We start from the raw sequence: 20840 nt of genomic DNA on the forward strand, positions 1-20840 counted from the left end.
TCATCCTTGCTCTCTTGAGACAAGGTTTTCATGCTCCAGTGCTGTTCGTATAATAGTATCATGACTTACTCAAATCCTCTTTACCCTCTAACTTGAGAAAAGCCGCCGATCGCTTTGACCGACAGCCATAGTATATTCCATTCTACAAATTGTAGAATCCCAAGTCTATTGACTACACTAGGATAGTTTTTGCTCCCCAAATTGTCAAAAAAAAATGCGATCGGTTGCATTTTAGCGAAAACTTGCATCTTTCCCACTGAAATTGTGCCGATCGCATCAGATACCAACTTAGCTGTAACTCCTACCAGATAAGGGTTAGGGGAGGCTAAGTGGTGATATGTCCATTATGGGTTAATTATACCCCTGGGGATAGAGTCCGGGTCATATATCAAAAATGGTATAATCGCAGATGTAATGTATATCAATTAAGAGGTACTCTCCCCTGATTCCCATTCATGATGATAACCCAACTCAGATTAACCCTTGGGTAACCAAGGTGTTAATTATTATCAATCTGATAGTTTTTGCACTACAATTTCTGGTGATTGTTTCCGAGCCTGAACAAGTAGAAAAAATTATCTATACTGGTGCATTTATACCCTGTCAACTCGCCCAAAGTTGTCCATCTGATATACCAGCAGCAACATTTACTTTTCCAGCTTGGTTGACTCTAATTACCTCGCAATTTATGCACGGTGGTATTGGTCACATTGTGGGAAATATGTTGTTTCTGAGTATTTTTGGCAACAATATTGAAGATTGTTTAGGTCATTTCAAGTTTTTGATTTTCTATATACTATGCGGAATAGCAGCGGCGTTGATTCAAGGGTTTTCCTCCCCTGATTCTATCATACCATTGTTGGGAGCAAGTGGAGCGATCGCCGGAGTTTTAGGAGCCTATTTAATTCGCTTTCCCCGGGCAAAATTATTAGTAATATTCCCATTTTTCCCGTTTATTCCCATGAGGCTTCCGGCTTATTTCTTCCTAATTTTATGGTTTGCATTCCAATTTATTGCCGGGACTTCTACTGCTAATATAGATACAGCTACGGGAGAAGAAGTCGGGGGGGTAGCTTATTGGGCTCATGCGGGAGGGTTTATTTTTGGTATAATTCTTGCGCCGATACTGGGGTTATTTTCCTCAAGAGGAGGTGCAAATAACTAAGATTCCAGAACCCCAATACTTTCAGGAGATACAAACACTTCAACCTGTTGACCTGGCTGGTATCTTTGGAGGTCATCTCGATGCCAATTTTGGACTCTGACCATAACATAACAGTTGGGGGATAGTTTAACTTTGTAGCGGGTATCAGTACCAATATAAACCCTTTCTTCCAAGAGTCCAGACCAACTGGGAATATGAACAGACTTGGCTGGATATAGAGTAATTTTTTCGGGTCTAATTACTAATGTTACAATTTGTCCAACAGAAAGACTATGTTCGGCGGCAATTTGAATAGGTAGAGATTCATCAACTAACACGGTTTGCTGTTCATTATTAATTTGTATAACCCGTCCGGTGAGGAAGTTACTCTCCCCAATAAAATCAGCGACAAATCTAGTTTTTGGATACTCGTAAATTTCGATAGGAGTTCCGACCTGTTGAATCTCTCCCTGGTTCATAATAGCAATGCGATCGGACATAGTTAGGGCTTCTTCTTGGTCGTGGGTAACATAAATAAAAGTAATTCCGATACGTTGCTGCATTTGTTTAAGTTCCAGTTGCATTTGTTTCCGCAATTTCATGTCTAAAGCGCCTAAAGGTTCGTCAAATAATAAAACCTCTGGCTGTTTAACTAGAGACCTAGCTAAGGCGACGCGCTGCTGCTGTCCCCCGGATAGCTGACGAGGATAGCGATCGCGCATTTCGGTTAATTTGACTAACTCCAACACCTGAGAGAGGCGATCGCTAATTTCCGCAGAGGGTAAATTTTCCATCTCCAGTCCAAAGGCGATATTTTGGGCGACAGTCAAATGAGGAAACAAAGCATAATGTTGGAATACAGTATTAACCGGACGGTGAAAGGGAGGTCGCTTACCCATAGCTTGACCGTGAATATAAACTTCTCCGGTGGTAGGTAATTCAAACCCAGCAATCATTCTTAATGTGGTAGTTTTCCCACAGCCAGAAGGTCCGAGGAGGGAGAAAAACTCCCCATCTCGAATCTGTAAATTTAAGTCATTGACTGCTAAAAAATCTCGATGCTTACTCCCCCGAAAGGTCTTAGAAACATTGACGAGTTCAACCGCATGATTCATAGTAGCTAAATTAAGACCCTACACCCAACTTAACCTCTGTCCAGGCTTGATCATAAAAGATGGTAGCTTCTCCGACATCTTCCAAATATCTGAGTTTCGCAAAAACTTCGGGGGGGGGATAAATACCAGGATTTGCCAAATTTTCTGGTTTAATCAACTTTTCAGCGATCGCCGTTTTATTAGGGGAACCATAGTTAATAAAATTGGAGATTTGGGCACTAATTTCCGGTTCCATGATAAAATTAATGAATTTCAAAGCCAGATCCGGGTTAGGTGCGCCTGTAGGAATGACCATATTATCCATACCAATAATTGTGCCTTCTTGAGGAATTGCATAACGCAACCTAGGATTTTCTTGCATTACTTGAAAGATATCGCCGCTGTATTCCATAGTCATATCAACCTCACCTTGATTAAGGAGATTTTGACCAGTATCAGGAACAAAGGCGGTGATATGAGAACTATTTTGAATTAAGAAATCCCTAGCGGCAAAAATTTCATTTTGATTAGTAGTATTAGGATCATAACCCAAATAAATTAATACCGCTCCCATGGTGTGTCGCATATCATCTAATAGGGAAACCCTGGAGGCAAAATTAGGGTCAAATAATTGAGACCAACTGTTAATATTTTCCCCGACTCTATCAATGTTATAACCTATTCCCAAAGTCACCCACTGATAGGGAATACTATATTGATTTCCGGGGTCATAGGGAGGGTTAGCAAACTGTGGGTCGAGATGGATAATATTAGGAATCCTCGCCAAATCGAGAGGTTGTAACATTCCCTGATTAACCATAATTTTTACCATATAATCGGGGGAAAATACCACATCATAACCCGGATTGCCGGCTTGTAGTTTGGCATACATACTTTCCCCACTATCGTAGGTATCATAGTTAATTTTAACGTTATATTCTCGTTCAAATTGAGCGATCGCCTGTGGGTCAATATAACTTGACCAGTTATAGATATTGAGAACATTCTGTGAACCTGTCCCAGTCAGAGACCCATCAGGACTGGTAGCCGCACAACCCCAAGGCAAAATCACACCCAATACAAACAGTAATATTAACGTTAACAGTCGCTTCATTTTCTAGTCATCTCTCCTAAATTAACCCTAAGATAGCGTCTGAAAAGACTCCACCTGTAAAACCGGACCAATCATCGCCAGAGTCATCACATCTTCGCGAATAATCCCCTGAACGATCGCCTTTTTCCCCGACTGCTGTAACTCCGGGGGTGCATCCTTCAACTCATAGGTTTGTTCAGCACTAACCAGCGCCCAAGTCCCCGTCCCAAAACCTTTTTTTTCCACAACACCTTCAACAGTGATAGTCATATTGAGTCACCCTCCAATGATGTCAAAAACTTGATAGATTCCGAATAATTCCCCTCCACCGACATAGCAGAGGGGAAATAGAAGTCAAGGTGCTAATAGTTAAGCGATCGTCGTTTCCGACTTCAAGGCTAAACTCGCCAAACCGATACATAATAGGGCGTTAATCACCAAGAAACCACGGGCGATCGCACCACTTCCCAGACCCCAAACGGCTGGGGAAATAAAGGCACTGATCACCAAAAAACTAGCCACGCCAATAGTAGTACCGATCGCCAGCCACTTCCATTCTGGATGACCGAGGAATAGTACCACCAAAACCGCCGGAATCAATACACTAGCAAACACAGGATTCAAGATACTGCTACCCTGAATTGCGCCGCCAAGTTCAGGTAAAGAACTACCCATAACCCGCATCGGCCATTGAGGCAAATCAAAGATATACAGACCCCGCAATAAAAATAGACCACTGCTTCCGGCTATCAAACCGCCAGCCATAGACCAACCCCAGCGGAAGGGGAAATAATTGCGGAGGAACCAAGCCAATAAATAGGACCCCAAAACCATGGCAATTTTGGGCAATAAAGCCACCGCACCGCCATCAATCCAGAAACGCGGACTCAGATAACCACTTTCCCGCAGCCAGCGGAAAAAGTCACGGAAGGAAATTTGTCCCCGCAGCGCCACTTGTACAGCACTAGCAGCGTCCAAATGACCAGCGCCAAAATGATTAAAGGGGTCTTCCGCCACTTGACGGGAGGACTCTTTGAGAATGGCTACAATTTCATCAGGGCTATCAACCCCGGTGGCGCGAATTAAAGCCGCCACTCCAGCCACATGGGGGGAAGCCATACTGGTCCCCTGAAAAGCGGCAAAGGTTGAGCCGCCTGTGTCGGGGTTAATGGTTTCCTGGAGAATGCCTCCATCTTCATTGCCGCCTTGGGTCAAGCCGCCGGGGGCAGAAATATCCACACCTGCGCCAAAATTAGAGTAGGGGGTTTTGTTTCCGGTAGAGTCGAGGGCAGAAACTGCGACCACTCTGGGATAACGGGCGGGATAAGCTGCGGCATTTTCTCCAGAGTTACCAGCGGCTGCAATAATTACTACACCCTTGTTATAGGCGTAGTCGATCGCATCTTTCATCAATTGAGTTTCGCCGCCACCACCGAGACTCATGTTAATGACATCAGCGCCATTGTCAGCCGCAAATCTAATCGCCTCTGCAATGTCGGAAATTGTGCCACCACCACCGGCTGAGAGGACTTTTAAGGGCATGATTTTGGCGCGGTGGGCAATACCTGCCACCCCATAGCCATTGTTGGTGGATTGGGCAATAGTTCCGGCTACATGGGTTCCATGTCCGTTATCATCGGAGGCTTCCCGGCGGTTATTCACAAAGTCATAACCGGGGACAAATTCGGTATCTTTTAAATCGGGAACCCGACTGACTCCGGTATCAATGACCGCGACGGTCACCCCTTCTCCTTGGGTTTCTTTCCAGGCTTCCTCTACATTGATGCTGCGTAAATTCCACTGTTTACCGTAGAGGGGGTCGTTGGGAAAGTTGTTGGAGTCACCCCAAATAATCGCCCCCACATTCATGGGTTGAGTGTCAATGCTGTAAATAAAGTTAGGTTCGATCGCTTCTGTGTCTTGGCGGAAAGATTTTCTTAGGGATCTGAGTAGATCGCGATCGCCACGAACCACATAAATGTTATCGTCCTTTGAGAATTTACTGTTTAACTGAGGAACTACTTGATACTGATCGGCGATCGTTCTAATGCGATCGGCTATTTCCGTTTGAGTCAAATCTTCCCGAAAATCTAGTACAATCGAATCGAATGTGCCTTGGGTAGCCAAGCCAGTGAAGTTAGACACCGCCCAGCCCAACCCAAGCAGGAATAGGCAAAGTAGTAGAAATCTTTTCATGGGTTTTTGCCATAGTTAACGGCTAATTCGTCCAACGGTCAGTTACCGACCAGACAAATCATCAAATTGGTGACTCTATTGTATCTCGAAGATTCTAAATTCGTATTAAACGCTCAAATCAGATAAATTATGGAACGAGGATTACTGTGGCTTCCCCTGCTGGCTGTGTTTATTGGACTCGCCTGGTCTGGGTGGAATGAATATCAGAAGTTAGAAGCCTATAAGCCGTGGGCCGAAAAATTTGATCAAGCCAAATATGATATCTATGCGGTCTTAGGTCACAGTGGCGACCAACTGACCTGGGGTAAACCCACTCGCCACGGTCCCGTTAACTTACAAACTTTTTCTCTCCGGGATGTTCAGTCAATATGGCTATTGGTGGATCATAAATCTGTCAGCCTCGATCAACTCCCCCAAAAAGGAAAATCCGTCGAGTTAGAATTTATCCTGCAAGATGAACCTGACCCGATCCGTGTTCCCTTTACGCAACTTTCCCTCGCCGCCCAGTGGTGCCAATATTTGCAGGACACTTGGCAGAAAATTAACGCCTAATTTCCCGGCTTCATGATTACTATTCTTTCGGCTGACTATTTCCCTTAGAGAATAGTTTTGCTCTCATAGCCGCCTGGGACTCAACTCTTGACATATCCTGGTCTATTAGTCCGGTGAGGGCTTCCGTTAATTGGGACGGGTCCATAAATATTACTTTGGCATTCTCACTCATGCTAATTTGTTGATTAGCGTCTACGAACTGTTTAGCAATTAAAAACTGTAAAAATTCTCGACTGTTTGGATCTAGGTTCAGCACTTCTGCTAAGACTTTAATTGATGCGGCTTTACCTTCTGCTATACTGATATCAGCCTTTTTTTGACTCTCGGCAGCCCTTTGAGCCTCCATGGCTAATTTCACCTTAGCCGGAGGTTCAATGCTTTGTAAATCAACCCGTACTACTTGCACTCCCCAATTTACCGTTTTTTCGGCTAGGCTATGCAGCAGTGCGGTATTAATTTCATTAATAGAGGAAAACATATCCTCCATATTTCTTAATCCCACTTCCGCCCGCAAAGTGGTAGTTACTAAATTAGCGATCGCATCTTCTACTCCCTGAATGTCATAGAAGGATTTTCGCATATCTTGGATTTTCCAAAACACTAAAGCATCAATGGTTAGGGGAACATTATCTTTAGTAATTGCCTCTTGTTTGGGAATATCTAACAGCCTCTCCCGCAAAGTATCATAGTGTACTATTTTTTCAATCACCGGGATCACAAACTGTAAGCCAGGCTTCAGAGTTCGGTTATATTTCCCTAACCGAGCCACTAATGCTTCGTCTCCATCACTGATAATTCTAATTGAGGAATTTACCCCAAATCCAATGCCTAACGAAATCAATAGCGCGAGGATATACTGAGCCATAGAACCTCACATTTATCTGATAATTTTAAAGTTAGTTTAACCTATCCAGTCACACCCTGCCATTGATTATAGCACAATTTTGGCTAACAGTAAATATATCCACTTAACATTTACCATATTTACTGTTAACTTTTAGGTAACTTCTCAAGTCTCTGGTGAGTGAGATGGATAATTTACTGATTTGACTCCGACTCGGTTTCCGGTTCCACCTCAACAGTTTTAGCTGTTTCTGTTAACTGAGCCGCAATATCTTCTTTAATAGCACGGCGATAAAGTTTTCCCTCAAATTTCGCCAATTCCTCACATACCTTTTCTACCCAAGTTTGTTCTACCAAAGCAATTAAAGCAGAACTACCAGGGGTTAAAGACTCCGATAAATCCTTGAGGTCTTCTTGGGGGAAACCCAAATCAATAAAGTGGGTAACTAAAGCCCCAACACCCGCACCGCCAGCAGTCATAGCAATTACGCCTAAAGCACCAATGGGATTAAATAAAGCAATTAATCCAGCGGTGATACCCCCCATAATTGCACCCCCACGCGGGCCAGTGTCTCCGGTTTCACTAATGGAAACTTTGCCTTTTTCATTCTTGACCATGACCGCCGCATTAACAATCAAAATAATGCCAGCGCGCTGCATATCTTTAAGGACTTTCAGAACTTCCTTGGCTTGATTTTTGTCATTATATGCAGCAACAATTAGAGTTGTAGGGGTTTCGATTGAGGTCATGTGATTTGGCTCCTGTAGAAGAGTTAACTAAAATATGACCAACTCTAGCACAATGGAGACAATCACAGTACAATAGTTTCAGCCAAGGAGAGTAAGTGGTCATCAGGGCCTGTTTGACCTGCCCGCCAAATATCTCTAACGGACTCCCCAAATAACGATAACGTTCAATGACACATCTACAAATGGGAACCCTATATATTGTTGGTACTCCCATAGGGAACCTAGATGATATAACATTTCGGGCTTTGCAGACTTTAAAATCCGTGGATCTCATTGCGGCGGAAGATACCCGCCACACGGGGAAATTACTACATCACTTTCAGATTGAAACGCCCCAAATTAGCTACCATCAACATAACCAAAGCCGTCGGCTTCCTGAATTAATCGATCGCCTTAATGGTGGAAGTGCGATCGCTATAGTAACTGATGCGGGAATGCCGGGAATTTCTGACCCCGGTACCGAGTTGGTACAAGCCTGTATCGAAGCTGGTGTTCCTGTAGTTCCCATTCCTGGTGTTAGCGCCTGTTTAACCGCACTGAGTGGGTCGGGACTACCAACCGATCGCTTTGTGTTTGAAGGCTTTTTACCCGCCAAAGGTAAAGACCGCCAAAAACGCCTAGAAGCCTTGCGTTCCCAGTGTCGGACGATGATTTTATATGAGTCTCCCCACCGACTGCGACAGACTTTGAGTGATTTAATCGATATTTTGGGCGACGATCATGGTGTGGTGATCGCGCGGGAATTAACCAAACTCCATGAGGAATTTTGGCGCGGTAGCCTGAGGGGGGCGGCGGAATATTACCAAAACAGGGAAGTCCGAGGAGAATTAACTATTGCGATCGCACCAGTTACACCCACAACCCCCACCCTGTCAGAGGAAGATATCCTCGCGCAATTACAACAGTTACTACAGCAGGGACTGTCGCGATCGCAAGCCAGTCGCCAGTTAGCCGAAAATTTATCACTGTCCCGTCGCCAAATTTATCAACTCGCCCTTACCCTTGCTGACCAATAACACTAAAATGTAAAGTAACGTTAAGACAAAATCCACAAAATATCATGGTACTATTCGGATTCGGCAAGAAAAAATCTCTCCCTAAGCCAGAAGAAGCCCTTCCTGGACGCGATCGAGTCATGTCAGTTCCTGATCGCCACTATATCAATGGGAACCCCCTTAAACCCCCTTTTCCCGAAGGCATGGAACAAGCCGTTTTTGGTTTGGGCTGCTTTTGGGGCGCTGAACGGAAATTCTGGCAACAGCAGGGCGTGTTTAGCACCGCTGTAGGCTATGCGGGAGGATATACCAAAAATCCCACCTATGAAGAGGTTTGCAGCGGTATGACTGGTCATACAGAAGTGGTATTGGTGGTATTTGACCCCAAAGTTATCAGTTATACTGATTTACTCAAACTCTTCTGGGAAAGCCATAACCCCACCCAGGGAATGCGCCAGGGTAATGATACCGGAACTCAATATCGATCCGCTATTTATACCTATTCAGACGAACAACAACGCCTAGCTTTGGCTTCTCGCGATCGCTATCAACAAGCACTCTCCGCCGCGAGTTACGGTGAGATTACCACAGAAATTGCTCCCGCCCAGGAATTCTATTATGCTGAAGCCTATCATCAGCAATACCTAGGCAAAAATCCCAATGGTTATTGTGGTTTAGGTGGCACTGGTGTGGGATGTCCCACTATGACCGAAACTTCCGTTTAATCCCCTGAATTTCCTACGGTGCGTCCGACTCAAACATCAGTCTGACGCACTATTTATTTGCCTCCCTCAATTATCCATGATTTTGATTGCCTATCCAATGGCTGATTTCCTGTTGAATATGCTTAACTTCTGCTTCCTGTAGTTGCTGTCCGATACGGTAGGTGCGACGGCGAGAAAATACCAAAAATAACGGTTCTTGAGTCACAATTTCTAAGCTGTGGTGAAAATTGCCTTCGCTATCCTGTAGACATAAAGGATTAATTTCTTGGATATAAGAAAGTTTCCCCCTCTGGCGGCGAGTGAAAGCCGAGGAATGCCAGCATATTTCATAGGTGCTACTATCAAAGTTTAGGCTAATTCTCTCGAAATATTTTTCCCCAGATGTCAGGATAGCTACTAGAAATATCAGACTGACCGGCATAGCTAAAATTAACCCAATTAATGGCAGTGCCGCGATCACCTCTAATAAAAATAGGGCGATTTTTCCGGTGGGTATCGGTAGCTTTTCCAAGATTATTAAAGTGATGATTATCGATACAAATACCCCCGACTTAACTAGAATATTCAGATTATTTAACTTTTCCTTAGTCGTGGCTACTAACCATTTAGCTGTGTGGCGCATAGGGCGAATAAATTGCAGGGAAAACCGACAGGGAATTTGAATTGTCAATTTATCATCAGTTTGGGATAAGTTGATATTTGACTCTGTGGCGGGTGCAATTAATGCCCGAAAATTGAGTTTTTGTAACTCTAATAATGCGTCATCAGCACTAGGAAAACGGTTTTCTGGTAGGGGTTCTGTCAGACATTCTAACCAGGTGATTAAACGGATATCTGTTTTGGGGGGAATGCGATCGCGAAATTTTACCCTAAAACTTTCTTGGGGAAAATCAGCCGGAGGACAACCTGTTAATAAATGTACTAACGTCATCCCTAACGCATAAAGGTCAGAAGCCGTCGTTGACTGACCGCCAAATTGTTCAATGGGTGTATAACCTAAAGTTCCCACCACCGTAAAAGTCGCGCCAGGGGTGGGAAATTGAATCTGTACCGAACCAAAATCAATTAAATATATGCGGTTATCTTCACCCCAAATTAAGTTACTTGGTTTAATGTCTCGGTGCAAAATTGGCGGCGCAAATTGATGTAAATAACTGAGAATTTCTAAAACTTCTGTCGCGATCCACAAAACTTCTGGACGACTAAAAGTGTATCCAGATTCTAGTTTTTGCTTCAGGGAAACACCGGGTAAATATTCTGTGACTAAACCAAACCATAAATTCTGGTCATCAACCGAGAAATAATCCCGGTAACGCACTAGACGAGGATGGTCGAGTCGTTGGAGAACTTCTGCTTCCCTTTCTAGGAGTTTCACATCATCCCATTGCATACCATTTCCCATGGCTAATAGTTTAATTACCACGCGATCGCGCCTTTGGAGATCTCGCCCTAACCAGGTTTGGCGGACTGGGTTACTGTTTAGGGATTCCCGGAGTTGAAAGCGATCGGCTAGAATAGTCTCAGTTGATAACATTGATACATAATCTTCAAACAGGGTGCTATAACTATTCTGCCATAAATGTAGATATTTGTGCTTCCCAAATCTAGTATCATCAAGTAAACTACAGCATTTGACCTGTTATAATTATCCTAGGGCGAAATTATAGTAAAATCCTTCTTAACCATTCATGCTTACCACTACAAATACAAAGGAGTTCATATCATGCTACAAGCCAAACCCAGATTTCAAAGTTTTGACGAATATTTATCTTATCATGATACTTCCGAAAAACTCTATGAATTATTTAACGGAAAACTGATAGAAATGCCCCCAGAATCAGGTTTAAATATACAAATTGCTAATCGTCTGTTTTTGGTTTTTGCTTTGATGATAGGAACAGATAGAGTCCGAGGTCAAGGATTAGAATTAGAAGTGAGAGGCGAACCCAAAAATCGTTATCCAGATTTAACCATTATTAGACCAGAACATATTGAGCAACTCTCCCAACGTAATACCATTCGCCTGTCGATGTTACCACCTTTATTAGCCATAGAAGTCGTGAGTCCTGGAGAGTTACAAAGAGACAGAGACTATGTAGCCAAAAGAATACAATATCAAGATTTATCCATTCCCGAATATTGGATAGTTGACCCCCAAACTCAAACCATCCTAGTTTTAGAAATCACCGAAACTGGCTACACAGAAATCGGAGTTTTTGCGGGAGATAATTTAATCATATCACCCCAATTTAGACAGCTTGATTTAACAGCATATCAAGTGTTTAATCCCGGTTCTTAATTAACCCTATTAGTTAAAGGAGTTCATCTTATGCTAGAAGCCAAACCCAGATTTCAAAGTTTTGATGAATATTTATCTTATCATGATGCTTCCGAAAAACTCTATGAATTATTCAACGGAGAACTCATAGAAATGCCTCCAGAATCAGGTTTAAATATTGAAATAGCCACATTTTTACTAATTCAATTTGCTGCTATTGTCGGCTATCGTCGCGTCCGAGGTCAAGGATTAGAATTAGAAGTGAGAGGTGAACCCAAAAATCGTTATCCAGATTTAACCATTATTCGACCAGAACATATTGAGCAACTCTCCCAACGTAATACCATTCGCCTGTCGATGTTACCACCTTTATTAGCCATAGAAGTCGTGAGTCCTGGAGAGTTACAAAGAGACAGAGACTATGTAGCCAAAAGAATACAATATCAAGATTTATCCATTCCCGAATATTGGATAGTTGACCCCCAAACTCAAACCATCCTAGTTTTAGAAATCACCGAAACTGGCTACACAGAAATCGGAGTTTTTGCGGGAGATAATTTAATCATATCACCCCAATTTAGACAGCTTGATTTAACAGCATCTCAAGTGTTTAATCCCGGTTCTTAATTAACCATAGGTAAGTCCTGGCGGGGCTAAAAACCTGTTAATAATTTAGCCCCAAGCTACTCAGGATAACTTAAAGATACTTTTTCAACAGTAACTGAAGCTGTTGTTTTCGAGGTTGTGGTACTTTTGCTAAAGGAGTAAGAATGGCATATTTTAAGGCAGAATGTGCCTCGGACTCTGGCATATTTTGAGAGAGTCGTTTAACGGTTTCCTGAATTACTTTTTGGGCATTAACTGCATTATGCTTGAGGTTATCAATCACTAAATCAACGGTTACATGATCATGGTCGGGATGCCAACAATCATAGTCAGTTACTAAGGCTAATGTAGCATAGGCTATTTCAGCTTCCCGTGCGAGTTTGGCTTCTGTTAAATTAGTCATACCAATTACAGTCCCCCCCCAACTTCGATACAAATTAGACTCAGCTTGGGTGGAAAAAGCGGGTCCTTCCATACAAATATAAGTTCCGCCTCTGTGTAGGGTTACTTCTGGGAAATTCAAAGCGGATATCGCATCACCGACAACAGCAGCCAACTGGTTACAAACCGGATGACCAAAACCAATATGGGCGACAATTCCATCCCCAAAAAAAGTCGAAATTCTGTTTTTTGTCCTGTCAATAAATTGGTCAGGAATTACCATATCTAAAGGCTTAACCTCAGCTTTCAGAGAACCGACAGCGGAGGCGGAAATAATATATTCGACTCCCAAACTTTTCATGGCGTAAATATTCGCCCGATAAGGTAACTCACTGGGAAGAAGTTTATGATCTCGTCCATGACGCGCCAGAAAAGCTACCCTCATCCCTTCTAAGGTTCCTAAAATAACCAGATCAGAGGGAGACCCAAAGGGTGTCTCAACTAGGACTTCTTCTAAGTCGGTGAGGGCTTCCATTTGATAAAGACCACTGCCGCCAATAATGCCAATTTTCGCCTGGGTCATAATTGCATTCCCTATTGATGATATTACTCAAGATATTGTAGCGGAACTTGTTTAAGATTATCTGAAACTTGCCAATTTTGGGGGAGTCCTATCGCCACCAACTCTTAACAATTAATAATCAGAGGTTTGCTGATTACACCAACTTGCGATATAATACTATTAGTCTCTCTCGGTGATTAGAAAATCATTAAAACCATGGCTATAGCAGCTTGATTTAACCTATCTATAGGGATTTAATAGTAAACTACCGCCCCATTCTGATGATGTCGATCGCCTATCAAACCGCCAATATTGTTGATAATTGTTAAAAAAAGTTTGTCCCAAAATTCCATCAACTTCTAACATATCCAAAACGGAGGGAGAGGACAAAATAACGGCTTCTAAATTGGTCAGTTTATGGGTTCCTAATTCCACCGTGGTGAGGGTTGATAGGGTCGCCGCCTCTAACCCACAAAATCCCAAAACCTGGACAGGACTACGGGATGCTGGATCGATTTCCAAGCGATCGGCTAAATCTTCGGAAATAAAGATAGTATCAGCCCCGGTATCCAACATAAAAGTAAACGACCCCCGATCAGCGATCGCCACCTCTGCTAACATGACCCCCAAACGACTTTTTAAAGGTATCGCCGTCGCCGATAAATGTGGGGGAAGAGGAGAGGGTGACAAAAGCTGAAGCTGTCTAGTTTCAGGATTTACGATCAGATCAAATTCCGCCAAAACATCCATTCCCAACACCCCAGATAAGCCATCAGGAATTGTCTTATTAGCAAATTCCAAAACCTGTAAATCCATCACCTGTGCTTCCCCCATTTTCAGAGTAGGAAGACGATGTAAAGTTGCATCCATCTCTGGACAATCATCACCCGCTACTGCTGACTTAACGCGATCGCCTGAAATTTCCTCTCCCACCAATCCCAAATCGGCGACTAAGGGACTTCCCACCATAGTAGTAGAAGCGCCCGTATCAAACAAAAAGCCCCCCCTACTTTCCCCGATTTCCACATCAACCGCAAACACCTGACTACCCTCAATCGGATGCAGAGAAACCTGGCTTTCTCCCGTAGTTTGAGGACGGGGTAAATTCAGCCCTTCCAACTGGACGATCGCCCTTAAATCCCACCCAGATTTTAACGACGGGAACACCGCCCCCACCGCCCCCACCGCCACAGTAGCAGTAGTTAAACCCACTATACATATTACCCCCAAACCATCCCATAATTTACCCATTTACCATCTCACCCAACCTTTTTTTAGCAACTTATTCTTACTTAATTATTGCCGATTAAGCACCATAAAGCATCTCATAGCAACTATCAGACATCTCAAAATTAGCCGTCACATTTTGCACATCATCCAAATCATCCAAAGCATTCATTAACTTCATGAGCGATCGGGCTTTTTCCACATCATCAATCTCCACAATATTGCTAGGAATCCAACGCAATTCGGCTTCCACCACCCGAAACCCAAAATCATCTAAAACCTGATTCAAATGTTCCAAATTTTCCACCACTGTAAACACTTCCACCCCATCAGTATCATCAACAGGAGTCAACTCGTAGGACTCAGCCTCCCCTTCCACAGAAGCCTCTAACAACTTCTCCTCATCAATAGGACCCGCCAAAGTTACAACCCCCTTTTGTTCAAACATCCAACTCACACAACCCGTTTCCCCCAGGTTTCCCCCATTCTTAGTAAAAGCCGATCGCAGATCCGCCGCCGTCCGGTTCCGGTTATCCGTTAATCCCTCAATTAAAACCGCCACGCCACCGATACCATAACCCTCATATCGGATAGACTCCAACTGCGACCCCTCCGAAAAAGTCCCGGAGCCTTTAGCGATCGCCCTTTCGATATTTTCATTAGGAATACCTGCCGCTTTCGCCTTCTCAATAGCTGTTCTTAACTGAAAATTTCCCCCCGGATCAGCACCTTGTCGCGCCGCCACAATAATTTCCCGAGAAATTTTCGTAAAAACCTTACCTTTAACCGCATCAACCCTAGCTTTCTGGCGTTTAATATTCGCCCATTTACTGTGTCCAGCCATACCTAATCAACAATTTTTGCAAATCTCAAAAAACTCAGTATTAATGAAAACGGATCTCCTCTTCAGTGTCACTAAGATGGGAAGTATCCCCATTAAGTTCCATCACCCATTCTCCTTGTTTATGCACTAATTTAACCAAACAGCATAAACTCGCATGAATATCCGTTTCCTGTAGGGTAGGAATTAGCCCCATTGCGGTCCCTAAAACTGACGCACCATGTCCTATTAATAATAAGTTATCATCTGGATAAGCCGCCATCAGACGCTGTACCACCTCTTTAGTACGCATCAAACATTCCTCCCAAGTTTCTGGATACTTCGGTGTTCCCATGGGGTAAGTGGTATCAATGCGCGGAAATTTAGCCCTCAGAGTTTCCAGCGGGAGAATTTCCGGGCTTTCCTTCATCCATTCAGGATTTAGCCATTCTCCCAGTCCCCAATCTAATTTGATAGGTAGGTCTAGGGTTTTGGCGCACGCCTCCGTAGTTTGAACCGTCCGCAGAAATGGCGATGAGAAAATTTGGGTGATTCCTTCCCCCACCAGTCGTCTAGCTAATTGTTTAGCCTGAACCAAGCCGTCCGGGGACAGATGAGGGTCATAACGACGTTCTGCGGTATTAAACCATTCAGGATTGACAAAATCAATCCGGTTTCCGTGTCTAGCGATCCAAACGGTTTGAGTCATGATTAGGGTAGTAATGTCAAAAAAACTTACCCTATCATACCGATTTTCGGCCACCTGACAACCTTAGCCAACTTAGTGGCGATCGTAAACTAGCCACCGGATTTGAAAATTAGCGCTAATATTTACTACAGGGTTTCCCTATTCCTACCTAGTTTAATAAAAATCCTATAACAGCCGTGCTACATCGCTCTTTCACTCGTAAAGCCACTTATACATTAGCTTTCTTTATCGGTTTCATAATCGCGGTATTACTCGCTATTTTTTCCGCACATCCAGCCCATAGCCAAGATAGGTTTGGTATGAATTTAGACTCTCAAACCGCTCCCGTCATCCTCGATGGGCGACTCATACTCAAAGTTAGTAATGCTGAAGGATATCCGGCGCAGTTTCGGGCTAATCTCATTGAATCCAAAATTCTAGAAGCTGCTCGTTCACCTATCCCCATAGAAGTCACACTTAGGACTAATGATATTTTACCAACTCTTTGGCTAAATGATGGATATTTATTGACTGTTACCGAACGAGATACCGACGCGGGTAATCATGTTCTCGAACAAGCACAAATCTGGCAACGTCAAATTCAGTTGGCTATTAATCGCGGTCAAAGAGAGCGCACTAGCGAGTTTATGAGAAGCGCCTTATTACGTTCATTAACAATTTTATTATTAGCCATATTTATTCATTGGATTTTAGGCAAAATTTGGAAATATTATTTCCGCTCAATTTTATCATCTTTTTTGCCCCAATCTCAATTATCCCCAGAAGACCAAAAAAAGTATCATCATAGTCTCGAAATATTTATTAACTTGACTCTCGGTAGTGTCAGATTCGGCTTATGGCTGGCTATTATTATTTATATAGCCAATCAATTCCCCATAACTAGACAATGGAGTTATCAAATTCGGGGAACTCTCCTGGCTACCTTGACTTCCGATATTATTAACCTAGACAATAAATCTTACTCCATCCCTGATCTGTTGGTTTTATTACTCCTATTATGGGCATTAGTTTTGGGCGCAAAATTATTGGCTGATGTTCTGCGATCGCGTATTTTAGAAGCCACCGGAATTGGTCGAGGCGCTCAGGAAGTCATCGCCGTAATAGTTAAATATTCCTTAATCTCTATTGGTACTATTGTTCTCCTCCAAGTTTGGGGTTTAAACCTTAGTTCTCTCACCATCCTAGCTAGTGCATTCGGTGTCGGGATTGGTTTTGGCTTCCAGGATATCGCCAAAAACTTCGGTAGTGGTTTAGTCTTATTATTCGAGCGACCAATTCAAATTGGAGACTTTATTGAAGTCGGAGAATATCAAGGAACCGTTGAAAGGGTCGGCGCTCGTAGTACCGTCATTAAAACCTTAGATAGAGTGTCTATTATTGTTCCTAACTCCCGATTTTTAGAATCCGAATTAATTAACTGGGATCATGATAACTCCCTCTCCGGTTTACGACTTCCCCTTAGGGTCGCTTACGGTTCCGATGTAGAATTGGTGCGAAAAAGCCTCCTAGATGTCGCCCAAGCAAATTCTGATGTATTAACCATTCCTTCCCCCCAAGTTTTATTTAAAGGTTTTGGCGACAGCTCCCTAAATTTTGAACTGCGGGTTTGGACTCGCTATCCCAACCGCCAAGTTATCATTAAAAGCGATTTATACTATCAAATTGACGCGTTCTTCCGACAACGCCATATTGAAATTCCCTTTCCTCAGCGGGATCTACATATTCGAGGTCAGGTTCCCCTCGAGTTATCCCCAGAGTTGGAAGCATTTATCAAAAAAATCCTAGGGACCAAAAACCAATAGTCATATCAAATCCCCTTCAGATCACCCCCCACCAGGAGTTGATGTATATATGTTCCCATTCCCAACCACCAGACCACCAGACTCAGCCACCGGGTCTCATCCTTAGTCCCTTCTAGTCCCTTGAAGATTCCTCAAATTTTTTCCCAAACAATCTTGACAAACTCAAATTTTTATGACAGTATAGTTAGAGTCAATTCAAATGCGGGTATAGCTCAGTGGTAGAGCGTCACCTTGCCAAGGTGAATGTCGCGCGTTCGAATCGCGTTACCCGCTTTCAAACACCATAACCGAACTACATCCGTAGCAGTAGTTCCCAGTCTCGTATCGTGTCTGTTGACCACAGCCATTTGGACCCTAGGGCATGAGGTTTAAACGCTTCCGGTGCTTCTGAAAGCACCTTATCTCTAAATTTACGCGCCTTACTCCACTCTATCGCCTGTTGATCAGCAGTTAGGGACTCAGCCGATTTCATTAATACCAATCCCAAACCTGCATAGGCATTTAACACATCCATATTCTCCAGCGTTGAACCATCCACATGATCTAAGCTATCCCTGTCTTCGCCCACGTCTGTCTCCTTAGTGCGAACATCCCCCCCAGTCAAAGCCCATGTTCCCTTATTCACTGATGCTAATTGATCGTTAAAAGAACTTCCCTCCCAGCTGAAAATCGGCTCTGCTAACTCCAAACTACGATACCAAGTTTGATAAGCCCGTCGTAAATCACCCGACCTATAGTAAGCAAATCCTAACGCTGTGTTATATTCCCGGGAATTTGGCTCCCCATCAACTGCTCTCACCCAAAATCGGCGCACATCATCCAGACTATAATTAGCACTACCCCTCTCAATAGATTGCCAGGCTAAACGTCCCTGTAAAAAATTGATAGCAGGTTCGTCTTCATACCGAAACGGAACTGCAGACAAAGCTGCACGAGCTTCAGCTAGCGCCCCACGATTTAATAACTCTTCCGTAGCCTGCACCCCTGCTTCCAAATTAGCCCGATCAAACTGTTCGATCGCAATTCCTGAAACTTTGTCAGTCGTAGCATCTTCCAAAGCTGTTGCTAACCTTTCTGAAGAATTGATATTATTGCTGATTGTTTGATTAACCCTTAAAGGATAGCCCAACATATCATTAATGCGATCGCGGAAAATCCACACCCCGAAACTGATCGGTAATAAAATCATCACCAGCAGCAGTCCTAACACACCACTGAGCTGGCGTTGGGCACCTCTGGGACTATCAGACTCCTGAACCCGCCTTTGATCATCCCTTGGGTCTCCATCATAGCTTTGGGGCAGTCTCTGGGAACCAGAACCACTATTTTGATGATTAACACCAACTATTCCAGGTGTCATAAGTTGTTGGAGAGTATCCCCAATAAATCCCAAATCTTCCCCATTCGCTTCTAAGTCTAAAGTCTCATCAAAACTCTCATCATCCAGCAAGTCCTCAGTGTCTGCTAATTCCCAAAGGTTTGTATAGTTAGCCTCAGACAGATCTGGACTACTCCCTTTTATATCCTCCCGGTAGTTACCTGAATCAGCCCTAGGATTTGGTGTTAAGATGCCATCAAACTCATGGTGTAAGTACAATACAGGTAATGCCCAATATATTTGATTGGAACCATAGGCAGAAATTAGCCCCTGTCTAGCCCGACTTAAACTTAAATCTATTGGTAATCCTTGATTGAGTTGGCGGTACAACAGGCGCGTTAGCGTCAAAGCTACCTCATCAGGAATGCGTTCAGCCATCGCCAACACCCCGGGAACTCCTCGCCGCACTAATGCTTCTGCCAGGTTAAGTTCTGCTGTATCATTAGCATCCGCCAGGGGATTATTATAAGCACCTCTACAGGAGTTTAATACCGCTAGAAGTACCCCATTATTTACCAGCAGTCCCGCTAAATCATCCCCACTGATAGTTTCACTTAATCCTGTACGACCGTTGACCAAATATAAAGCGCCACCCGTCGAGGTATAGCTGCTGTGTCCAGCATAATGAAATATCTGATATTGACCCTGTTCTAAGGCTTGGGTGATTTTCTGACGATCAGGCTGTTCTAATATCGTAATCTCAATGGCACTATGGTATCCTCCATTATCACTCAATTCCGGCTGTAGTTCCTCTTTCAGATGTAGGGCCTCTTGTTTGAGTTGTAAACTATTTAGGTCATTGGGGGCGGCGATCGCCATTAAAATTCTTAAAGGTTGGTTAGGTTTCCCAGAATGTCTGGGTAGACGTAGTCGGCTTTCTGGTTGGTAGCGAGAAAAAAAGACATCACATCCCGTAGCCAGTGGTCTTCCCCCTTCGTGGAGGACTTCCCAGGGTAGGCTATTGAGCCGTTTTCCTTTCAAACCTAAGCGCAGCTGTAAAGGTTTTTGTCGATTACAGGCGATCGCTTGGGCGCTGGCCCAACTGTCCCGCAGCCTCCCCTGGAAGAGACTGTTATAAAGTTCTTGACCCAGTTCTACTAAACTCAAAGACCGCGACCCATTTGCCAAAACTATCCCGCCCTTAGCATCTCCCCGCATAGCTAATGATGAACCCTCCAGCACTTCCAATAGAGGATCTTTCATTAAATAACGCGTATATTGTAGCCATTCTTCCACTGGCCACTTCACCTGTTCTTCCGCCAACGGGACACCGGATGGCACTTTCGGTGTTCTTTCCGTCCGTACCAAATATTCATCATCCCCCACTGGGGTAACAGAAATCAGAAACTCCTGGGTCATTGGTCTCCGTCTCAGAGTTAGGTCAGTTCGAGAGCGTTTTTAACTTCACTTAAATATATATCCCCTCCATTTTACAACGGGGATCCGGGGATTAGTCAGTCATCGCCTACTTAGTAATGACTTCAACAACTAACGATTTGCTCCCGAATTTCTCGAATTGAACACCTATCACCCCTCCAACCAAGATCTGCCTCTCCATATATATAGTCGCAATATATAGTCGCAGTGACCATATAGCAGTGATCTGGCAGTGAGCGATCGTTTATCAATTCTGCTCTATAAAACTTAAACAAAACCGGACATAGCCGGATATTGATGTTTATTTT

20 protein-coding genes and 1 tRNA gene are annotated in these 20840 nt (G+C 43.6%); 8 read left to right on the forward strand and 13 right to left on the reverse strand.

What is annotated here, in order from left to right; genetic code table 11:
- Positions 1-80: 80 nt before the first annotated feature.
- Positions 81-248 (reverse strand): hypothetical protein, encoded by a 168-nt coding sequence (locus tag P5683_RS14415; protein ID WP_193520197.1) that lies wholly within the window; start codon positions 246-248, stop codon positions 81-83.
- Between the two features lie 248 nt (positions 249-496).
- On the opposite strand from P5683_RS14415, the gene P5683_RS14420 reads away from it, so the two are divergent.
- Complete coding sequence (locus P5683_RS14420) at positions 497-1165, forward strand: rhomboid family intramembrane serine protease (RefSeq protein WP_006626118.1); 669 nt, start codon at positions 497-499, stop codon at positions 1163-1165.
- On the opposite strand, the gene P5683_RS14425 is transcribed toward P5683_RS14420, so the two are convergent.
- From P5683_RS14425 to P5683_RS14440, 4 genes are all read right to left on the reverse strand, one after another.
- A complete protein-coding gene (locus tag P5683_RS14425) occupies positions 1162-2259 on the reverse strand; it encodes an ABC transporter ATP-binding protein (RefSeq protein ID WP_006669255.1) in 1098 nt (365 codons plus the stop codon). The genes P5683_RS14420 and P5683_RS14425 overlap by 4 nt on opposite strands.
- Before the next feature lie 10 nt (positions 2260-2269).
- The gene (locus P5683_RS14430; RefSeq protein WP_006626121.1) at positions 2270-3352 is read right to left on the reverse strand and encodes a PotD/PotF family extracellular solute-binding protein; all 1083 of its coding nucleotides are present in this window, start codon (positions 3350-3352) and stop codon (positions 2270-2272) included.
- A gap of 27 nt (positions 3353-3379) precedes the next feature.
- The gene (locus P5683_RS14435; RefSeq protein ID WP_006626122.1) at positions 3380-3601 is read right to left on the reverse strand and encodes a hypothetical protein; all 222 of its coding nucleotides are present in this window, start codon (positions 3599-3601) and stop codon (positions 3380-3382) included.
- A 99-nt stretch (positions 3602-3700) separates the two neighbouring features.
- Positions 3701-5527, reverse strand: coding sequence for a S8 family peptidase (locus P5683_RS14440; RefSeq protein ID WP_006669256.1), 1827 nt, complete (start codon positions 5525-5527; stop codon positions 3701-3703).
- Positions 5528-5656: 129 nt separating this feature from the next.
- On the opposite strand from P5683_RS14440, the gene P5683_RS14445 reads away from it, so the two are divergent.
- Positions 5657-6079 (forward strand): hypothetical protein, encoded by a 423-nt coding sequence (locus P5683_RS14445; protein WP_006626124.1) that lies wholly within the window; start codon positions 5657-5659, stop codon positions 6077-6079.
- 19 nt (positions 6080-6098) lie between these two features.
- On the opposite strand, the gene P5683_RS14450 is transcribed toward P5683_RS14445, so the two are convergent.
- Together P5683_RS14450 and P5683_RS14455 are read right to left on the reverse strand one after the other, a co-directional pair.
- On the reverse strand, positions 6099-6944 hold the full coding sequence (locus P5683_RS14450) for an SPFH domain-containing protein (protein ID WP_006626125.1): 846 nt from the start codon (positions 6942-6944) through the stop codon (positions 6099-6101).
- Between the two features lie 173 nt (positions 6945-7117).
- Positions 7118-7672, reverse strand: a complete 555-nt coding sequence (locus P5683_RS14455; RefSeq protein WP_006626126.1) for a DUF1269 domain-containing protein — start codon at positions 7670-7672, stop codon at positions 7118-7120.
- 167 nt (positions 7673-7839) lie between these two features.
- On the opposite strand from P5683_RS14455, the gene rsmI reads away from it, so the two are divergent.
- Both rsmI and msrA read left to right on the forward strand, forming a co-directional pair.
- Positions 7840-8688 (forward strand): 16S rRNA (cytidine(1402)-2'-O)-methyltransferase, encoded by an 849-nt coding sequence (gene rsmI / locus P5683_RS14460; protein WP_006669257.1) that lies wholly within the window; start codon positions 7840-7842, stop codon positions 8686-8688.
- A 44-nt stretch (positions 8689-8732) separates the two neighbouring features.
- Positions 8733-9392 carry a peptide-methionine (S)-S-oxide reductase MsrA gene (msrA, locus tag P5683_RS14465; RefSeq protein WP_315640290.1) on the forward strand — a complete coding sequence of 220 codons (660 nt, stop codon included), beginning with the start codon at positions 8733-8735 and terminating at the stop codon, positions 9390-9392.
- 70 nt (positions 9393-9462) lie between these two features.
- Here the strand turns inward: msrA and P5683_RS14470 are convergent, their stop codons facing one another.
- Positions 9463-10926, reverse strand: coding sequence for a serine/threonine-protein kinase (locus P5683_RS14470; RefSeq protein ID WP_315641909.1), 1464 nt, complete (start codon positions 10924-10926; stop codon positions 9463-9465).
- Between the two features lie 189 nt (positions 10927-11115).
- Between P5683_RS14470 and P5683_RS14475 the strand changes: the two genes are divergently transcribed.
- Entirely contained in the window at positions 11116-11691 is a 576-nt protein-coding gene (locus P5683_RS14475; RefSeq protein ID WP_008050269.1) for a Uma2 family endonuclease, read from the forward strand.
- A 30-nt stretch (positions 11692-11721) separates the two neighbouring features.
- Positions 11722-12297, forward strand: coding sequence for a Uma2 family endonuclease (locus P5683_RS14480; protein WP_315645487.1), 576 nt, complete (start codon positions 11722-11724; stop codon positions 12295-12297).
- 70 nt (positions 12298-12367) lie between these two features.
- On the opposite strand, the gene P5683_RS14485 is transcribed toward P5683_RS14480, so the two are convergent.
- The 4 genes from P5683_RS14485 to P5683_RS14500 all read right to left on the reverse strand — a co-directional run bounded on the left by P5683_RS14485 (position 12368) and on the right by P5683_RS14500 (position 15975).
- Positions 12368-13240 carry an S-methyl-5'-thioadenosine phosphorylase gene (locus P5683_RS14485; RefSeq protein WP_006626132.1) on the reverse strand — a complete coding sequence of 291 codons (873 nt, stop codon included), beginning with the start codon at positions 13238-13240 and terminating at the stop codon, positions 12368-12370.
- 219 nt (positions 13241-13459) lie between these two features.
- Entirely contained in the window at positions 13460-14470 is a 1011-nt protein-coding gene (locus P5683_RS14490) for an aspartyl protease family protein (protein ID WP_006626133.1), read from the reverse strand.
- A gap of 55 nt (positions 14471-14525) precedes the next feature.
- Entirely contained in the window at positions 14526-15290 is a 765-nt protein-coding gene (locus tag P5683_RS14495; RefSeq protein ID WP_006626134.1) for a YebC/PmpR family DNA-binding transcriptional regulator, read from the reverse strand.
- 40 nt (positions 15291-15330) lie between these two features.
- Positions 15331-15975 (reverse strand): histidine phosphatase family protein, encoded by a 645-nt coding sequence (locus tag P5683_RS14500; protein WP_035760232.1) that lies wholly within the window; start codon positions 15973-15975, stop codon positions 15331-15333.
- 299 nt (positions 15976-16274) lie between these two features.
- Between P5683_RS14500 and P5683_RS14505 the strand changes: the two genes are divergently transcribed.
- Together P5683_RS14505 and P5683_RS14510 are read left to right on the forward strand one after the other, a co-directional pair.
- Positions 16275-17777 (forward strand): mechanosensitive ion channel family protein, encoded by a 1503-nt coding sequence (locus tag P5683_RS14505; protein WP_235720204.1) that lies wholly within the window; start codon positions 16275-16277, stop codon positions 17775-17777.
- A 201-nt stretch (positions 17778-17978) separates the two neighbouring features.
- A tRNA-Gly gene (locus P5683_RS14510) sits at positions 17979-18050 on the forward strand.
- Between the two features lie 19 nt (positions 18051-18069).
- On the opposite strand, the gene P5683_RS14515 is transcribed toward P5683_RS14510, so the two are convergent.
- Positions 18070-20514: a CHAT domain-containing protein gene (locus P5683_RS14515; protein WP_006626137.1), complete on the reverse strand. Its 2445-nt coding sequence runs from the start codon at positions 20512-20514 to the stop codon at positions 18070-18072.
- Positions 20515-20840 lie beyond the last annotated feature (326 nt).

Source organism: Limnospira sp. PMC 1279.21, from assembly GCF_032349615.1.
Lineage (GTDB): Bacteria > Cyanobacteriota > Cyanobacteriia > Cyanobacteriales > Microcoleaceae > Limnospira > Limnospira fusiformis.

What these genes read in the sequence shown, in the direction of transcription:
- P5683_RS14415 (WP_193520197.1), bottom strand. Translation starts at nt 248, where the DNA reads ATGCAAGTTTTCGCTAAAATGCAACCGATCGCATTTTTTTTTGACAAT.
- P5683_RS14425 (WP_006669255.1), bottom strand. Translation starts at nt 2,259, where the DNA reads ATGAATCATGCGGTTGAACTCGTCAATGTTTCTAAGACCTTTCGGGGG.
- P5683_RS14430 (WP_006626121.1), bottom strand. Translation starts at nt 3,352, where the DNA reads ATGAAGCGACTGTTAACGTTAATATTACTGTTTGTATTGGGTGTGATT.
- P5683_RS14435 (WP_006626122.1), bottom strand. Translation starts at nt 3,601, where the DNA reads ATGACTATCACTGTTGAAGGTGTTGTGGAAAAAAAAGGTTTTGGGACG.
- P5683_RS14440 (WP_006669256.1), bottom strand. Translation starts at nt 5,527, where the DNA reads ATGAAAAGATTTCTACTACTTTGCCTATTCCTGCTTGGGTTGGGCTGG.
- P5683_RS14445 (WP_006626124.1), top strand. Translation starts at nt 5,657, where the DNA reads ATGGAACGAGGATTACTGTGGCTTCCCCTGCTGGCTGTGTTTATTGGA.
- P5683_RS14450 (WP_006626125.1), bottom strand. Translation starts at nt 6,944, where the DNA reads ATGGCTCAGTATATCCTCGCGCTATTGATTTCGTTAGGCATTGGATTT.
- P5683_RS14455 (WP_006626126.1), bottom strand. Translation starts at nt 7,672, where the DNA reads ATGACCTCAATCGAAACCCCTACAACTCTAATTGTTGCTGCATATAAT.
- rsmI (WP_006669257.1), top strand. Translation starts at nt 7,840, where the DNA reads ATGACACATCTACAAATGGGAACCCTATATATTGTTGGTACTCCCATA.
- msrA (WP_315640290.1), top strand. Translation starts at nt 8,733, where the DNA reads ATGGTACTATTCGGATTCGGCAAGAAAAAATCTCTCCCTAAGCCAGAA.
- P5683_RS14470 (WP_315641909.1), bottom strand. Translation starts at nt 10,926, where the DNA reads ATGTTATCAACTGAGACTATTCTAGCCGATCGCTTTCAACTCCGGGAA.
- P5683_RS14475 (WP_008050269.1), top strand. Translation starts at nt 11,116, where the DNA reads ATGCTACAAGCCAAACCCAGATTTCAAAGTTTTGACGAATATTTATCT.
- P5683_RS14480 (WP_315645487.1), top strand. Translation starts at nt 11,722, where the DNA reads ATGCTAGAAGCCAAACCCAGATTTCAAAGTTTTGATGAATATTTATCT.
- P5683_RS14485 (WP_006626132.1), bottom strand. Translation starts at nt 13,240, where the DNA reads ATGACCCAGGCGAAAATTGGCATTATTGGCGGCAGTGGTCTTTATCAA.
- P5683_RS14490 (WP_006626133.1), bottom strand. Translation starts at nt 14,470, where the DNA reads ATGGGTAAATTATGGGATGGTTTGGGGGTAATATGTATAGTGGGTTTA.
- P5683_RS14495 (WP_006626134.1), bottom strand. Translation starts at nt 15,290, where the DNA reads ATGGCTGGACACAGTAAATGGGCGAATATTAAACGCCAGAAAGCTAGG.
- P5683_RS14500 (WP_035760232.1), bottom strand. Translation starts at nt 15,975, where the DNA reads ATGACTCAAACCGTTTGGATCGCTAGACACGGAAACCGGATTGATTTT.
- P5683_RS14505 (WP_235720204.1), top strand. Translation starts at nt 16,275, where the DNA reads ATGAATTTAGACTCTCAAACCGCTCCCGTCATCCTCGATGGGCGACTC.
- P5683_RS14515 (WP_006626137.1), bottom strand. Translation starts at nt 20,514, where the DNA reads ATGACCCAGGAGTTTCTGATTTCTGTTACCCCAGTGGGGGATGATGAA.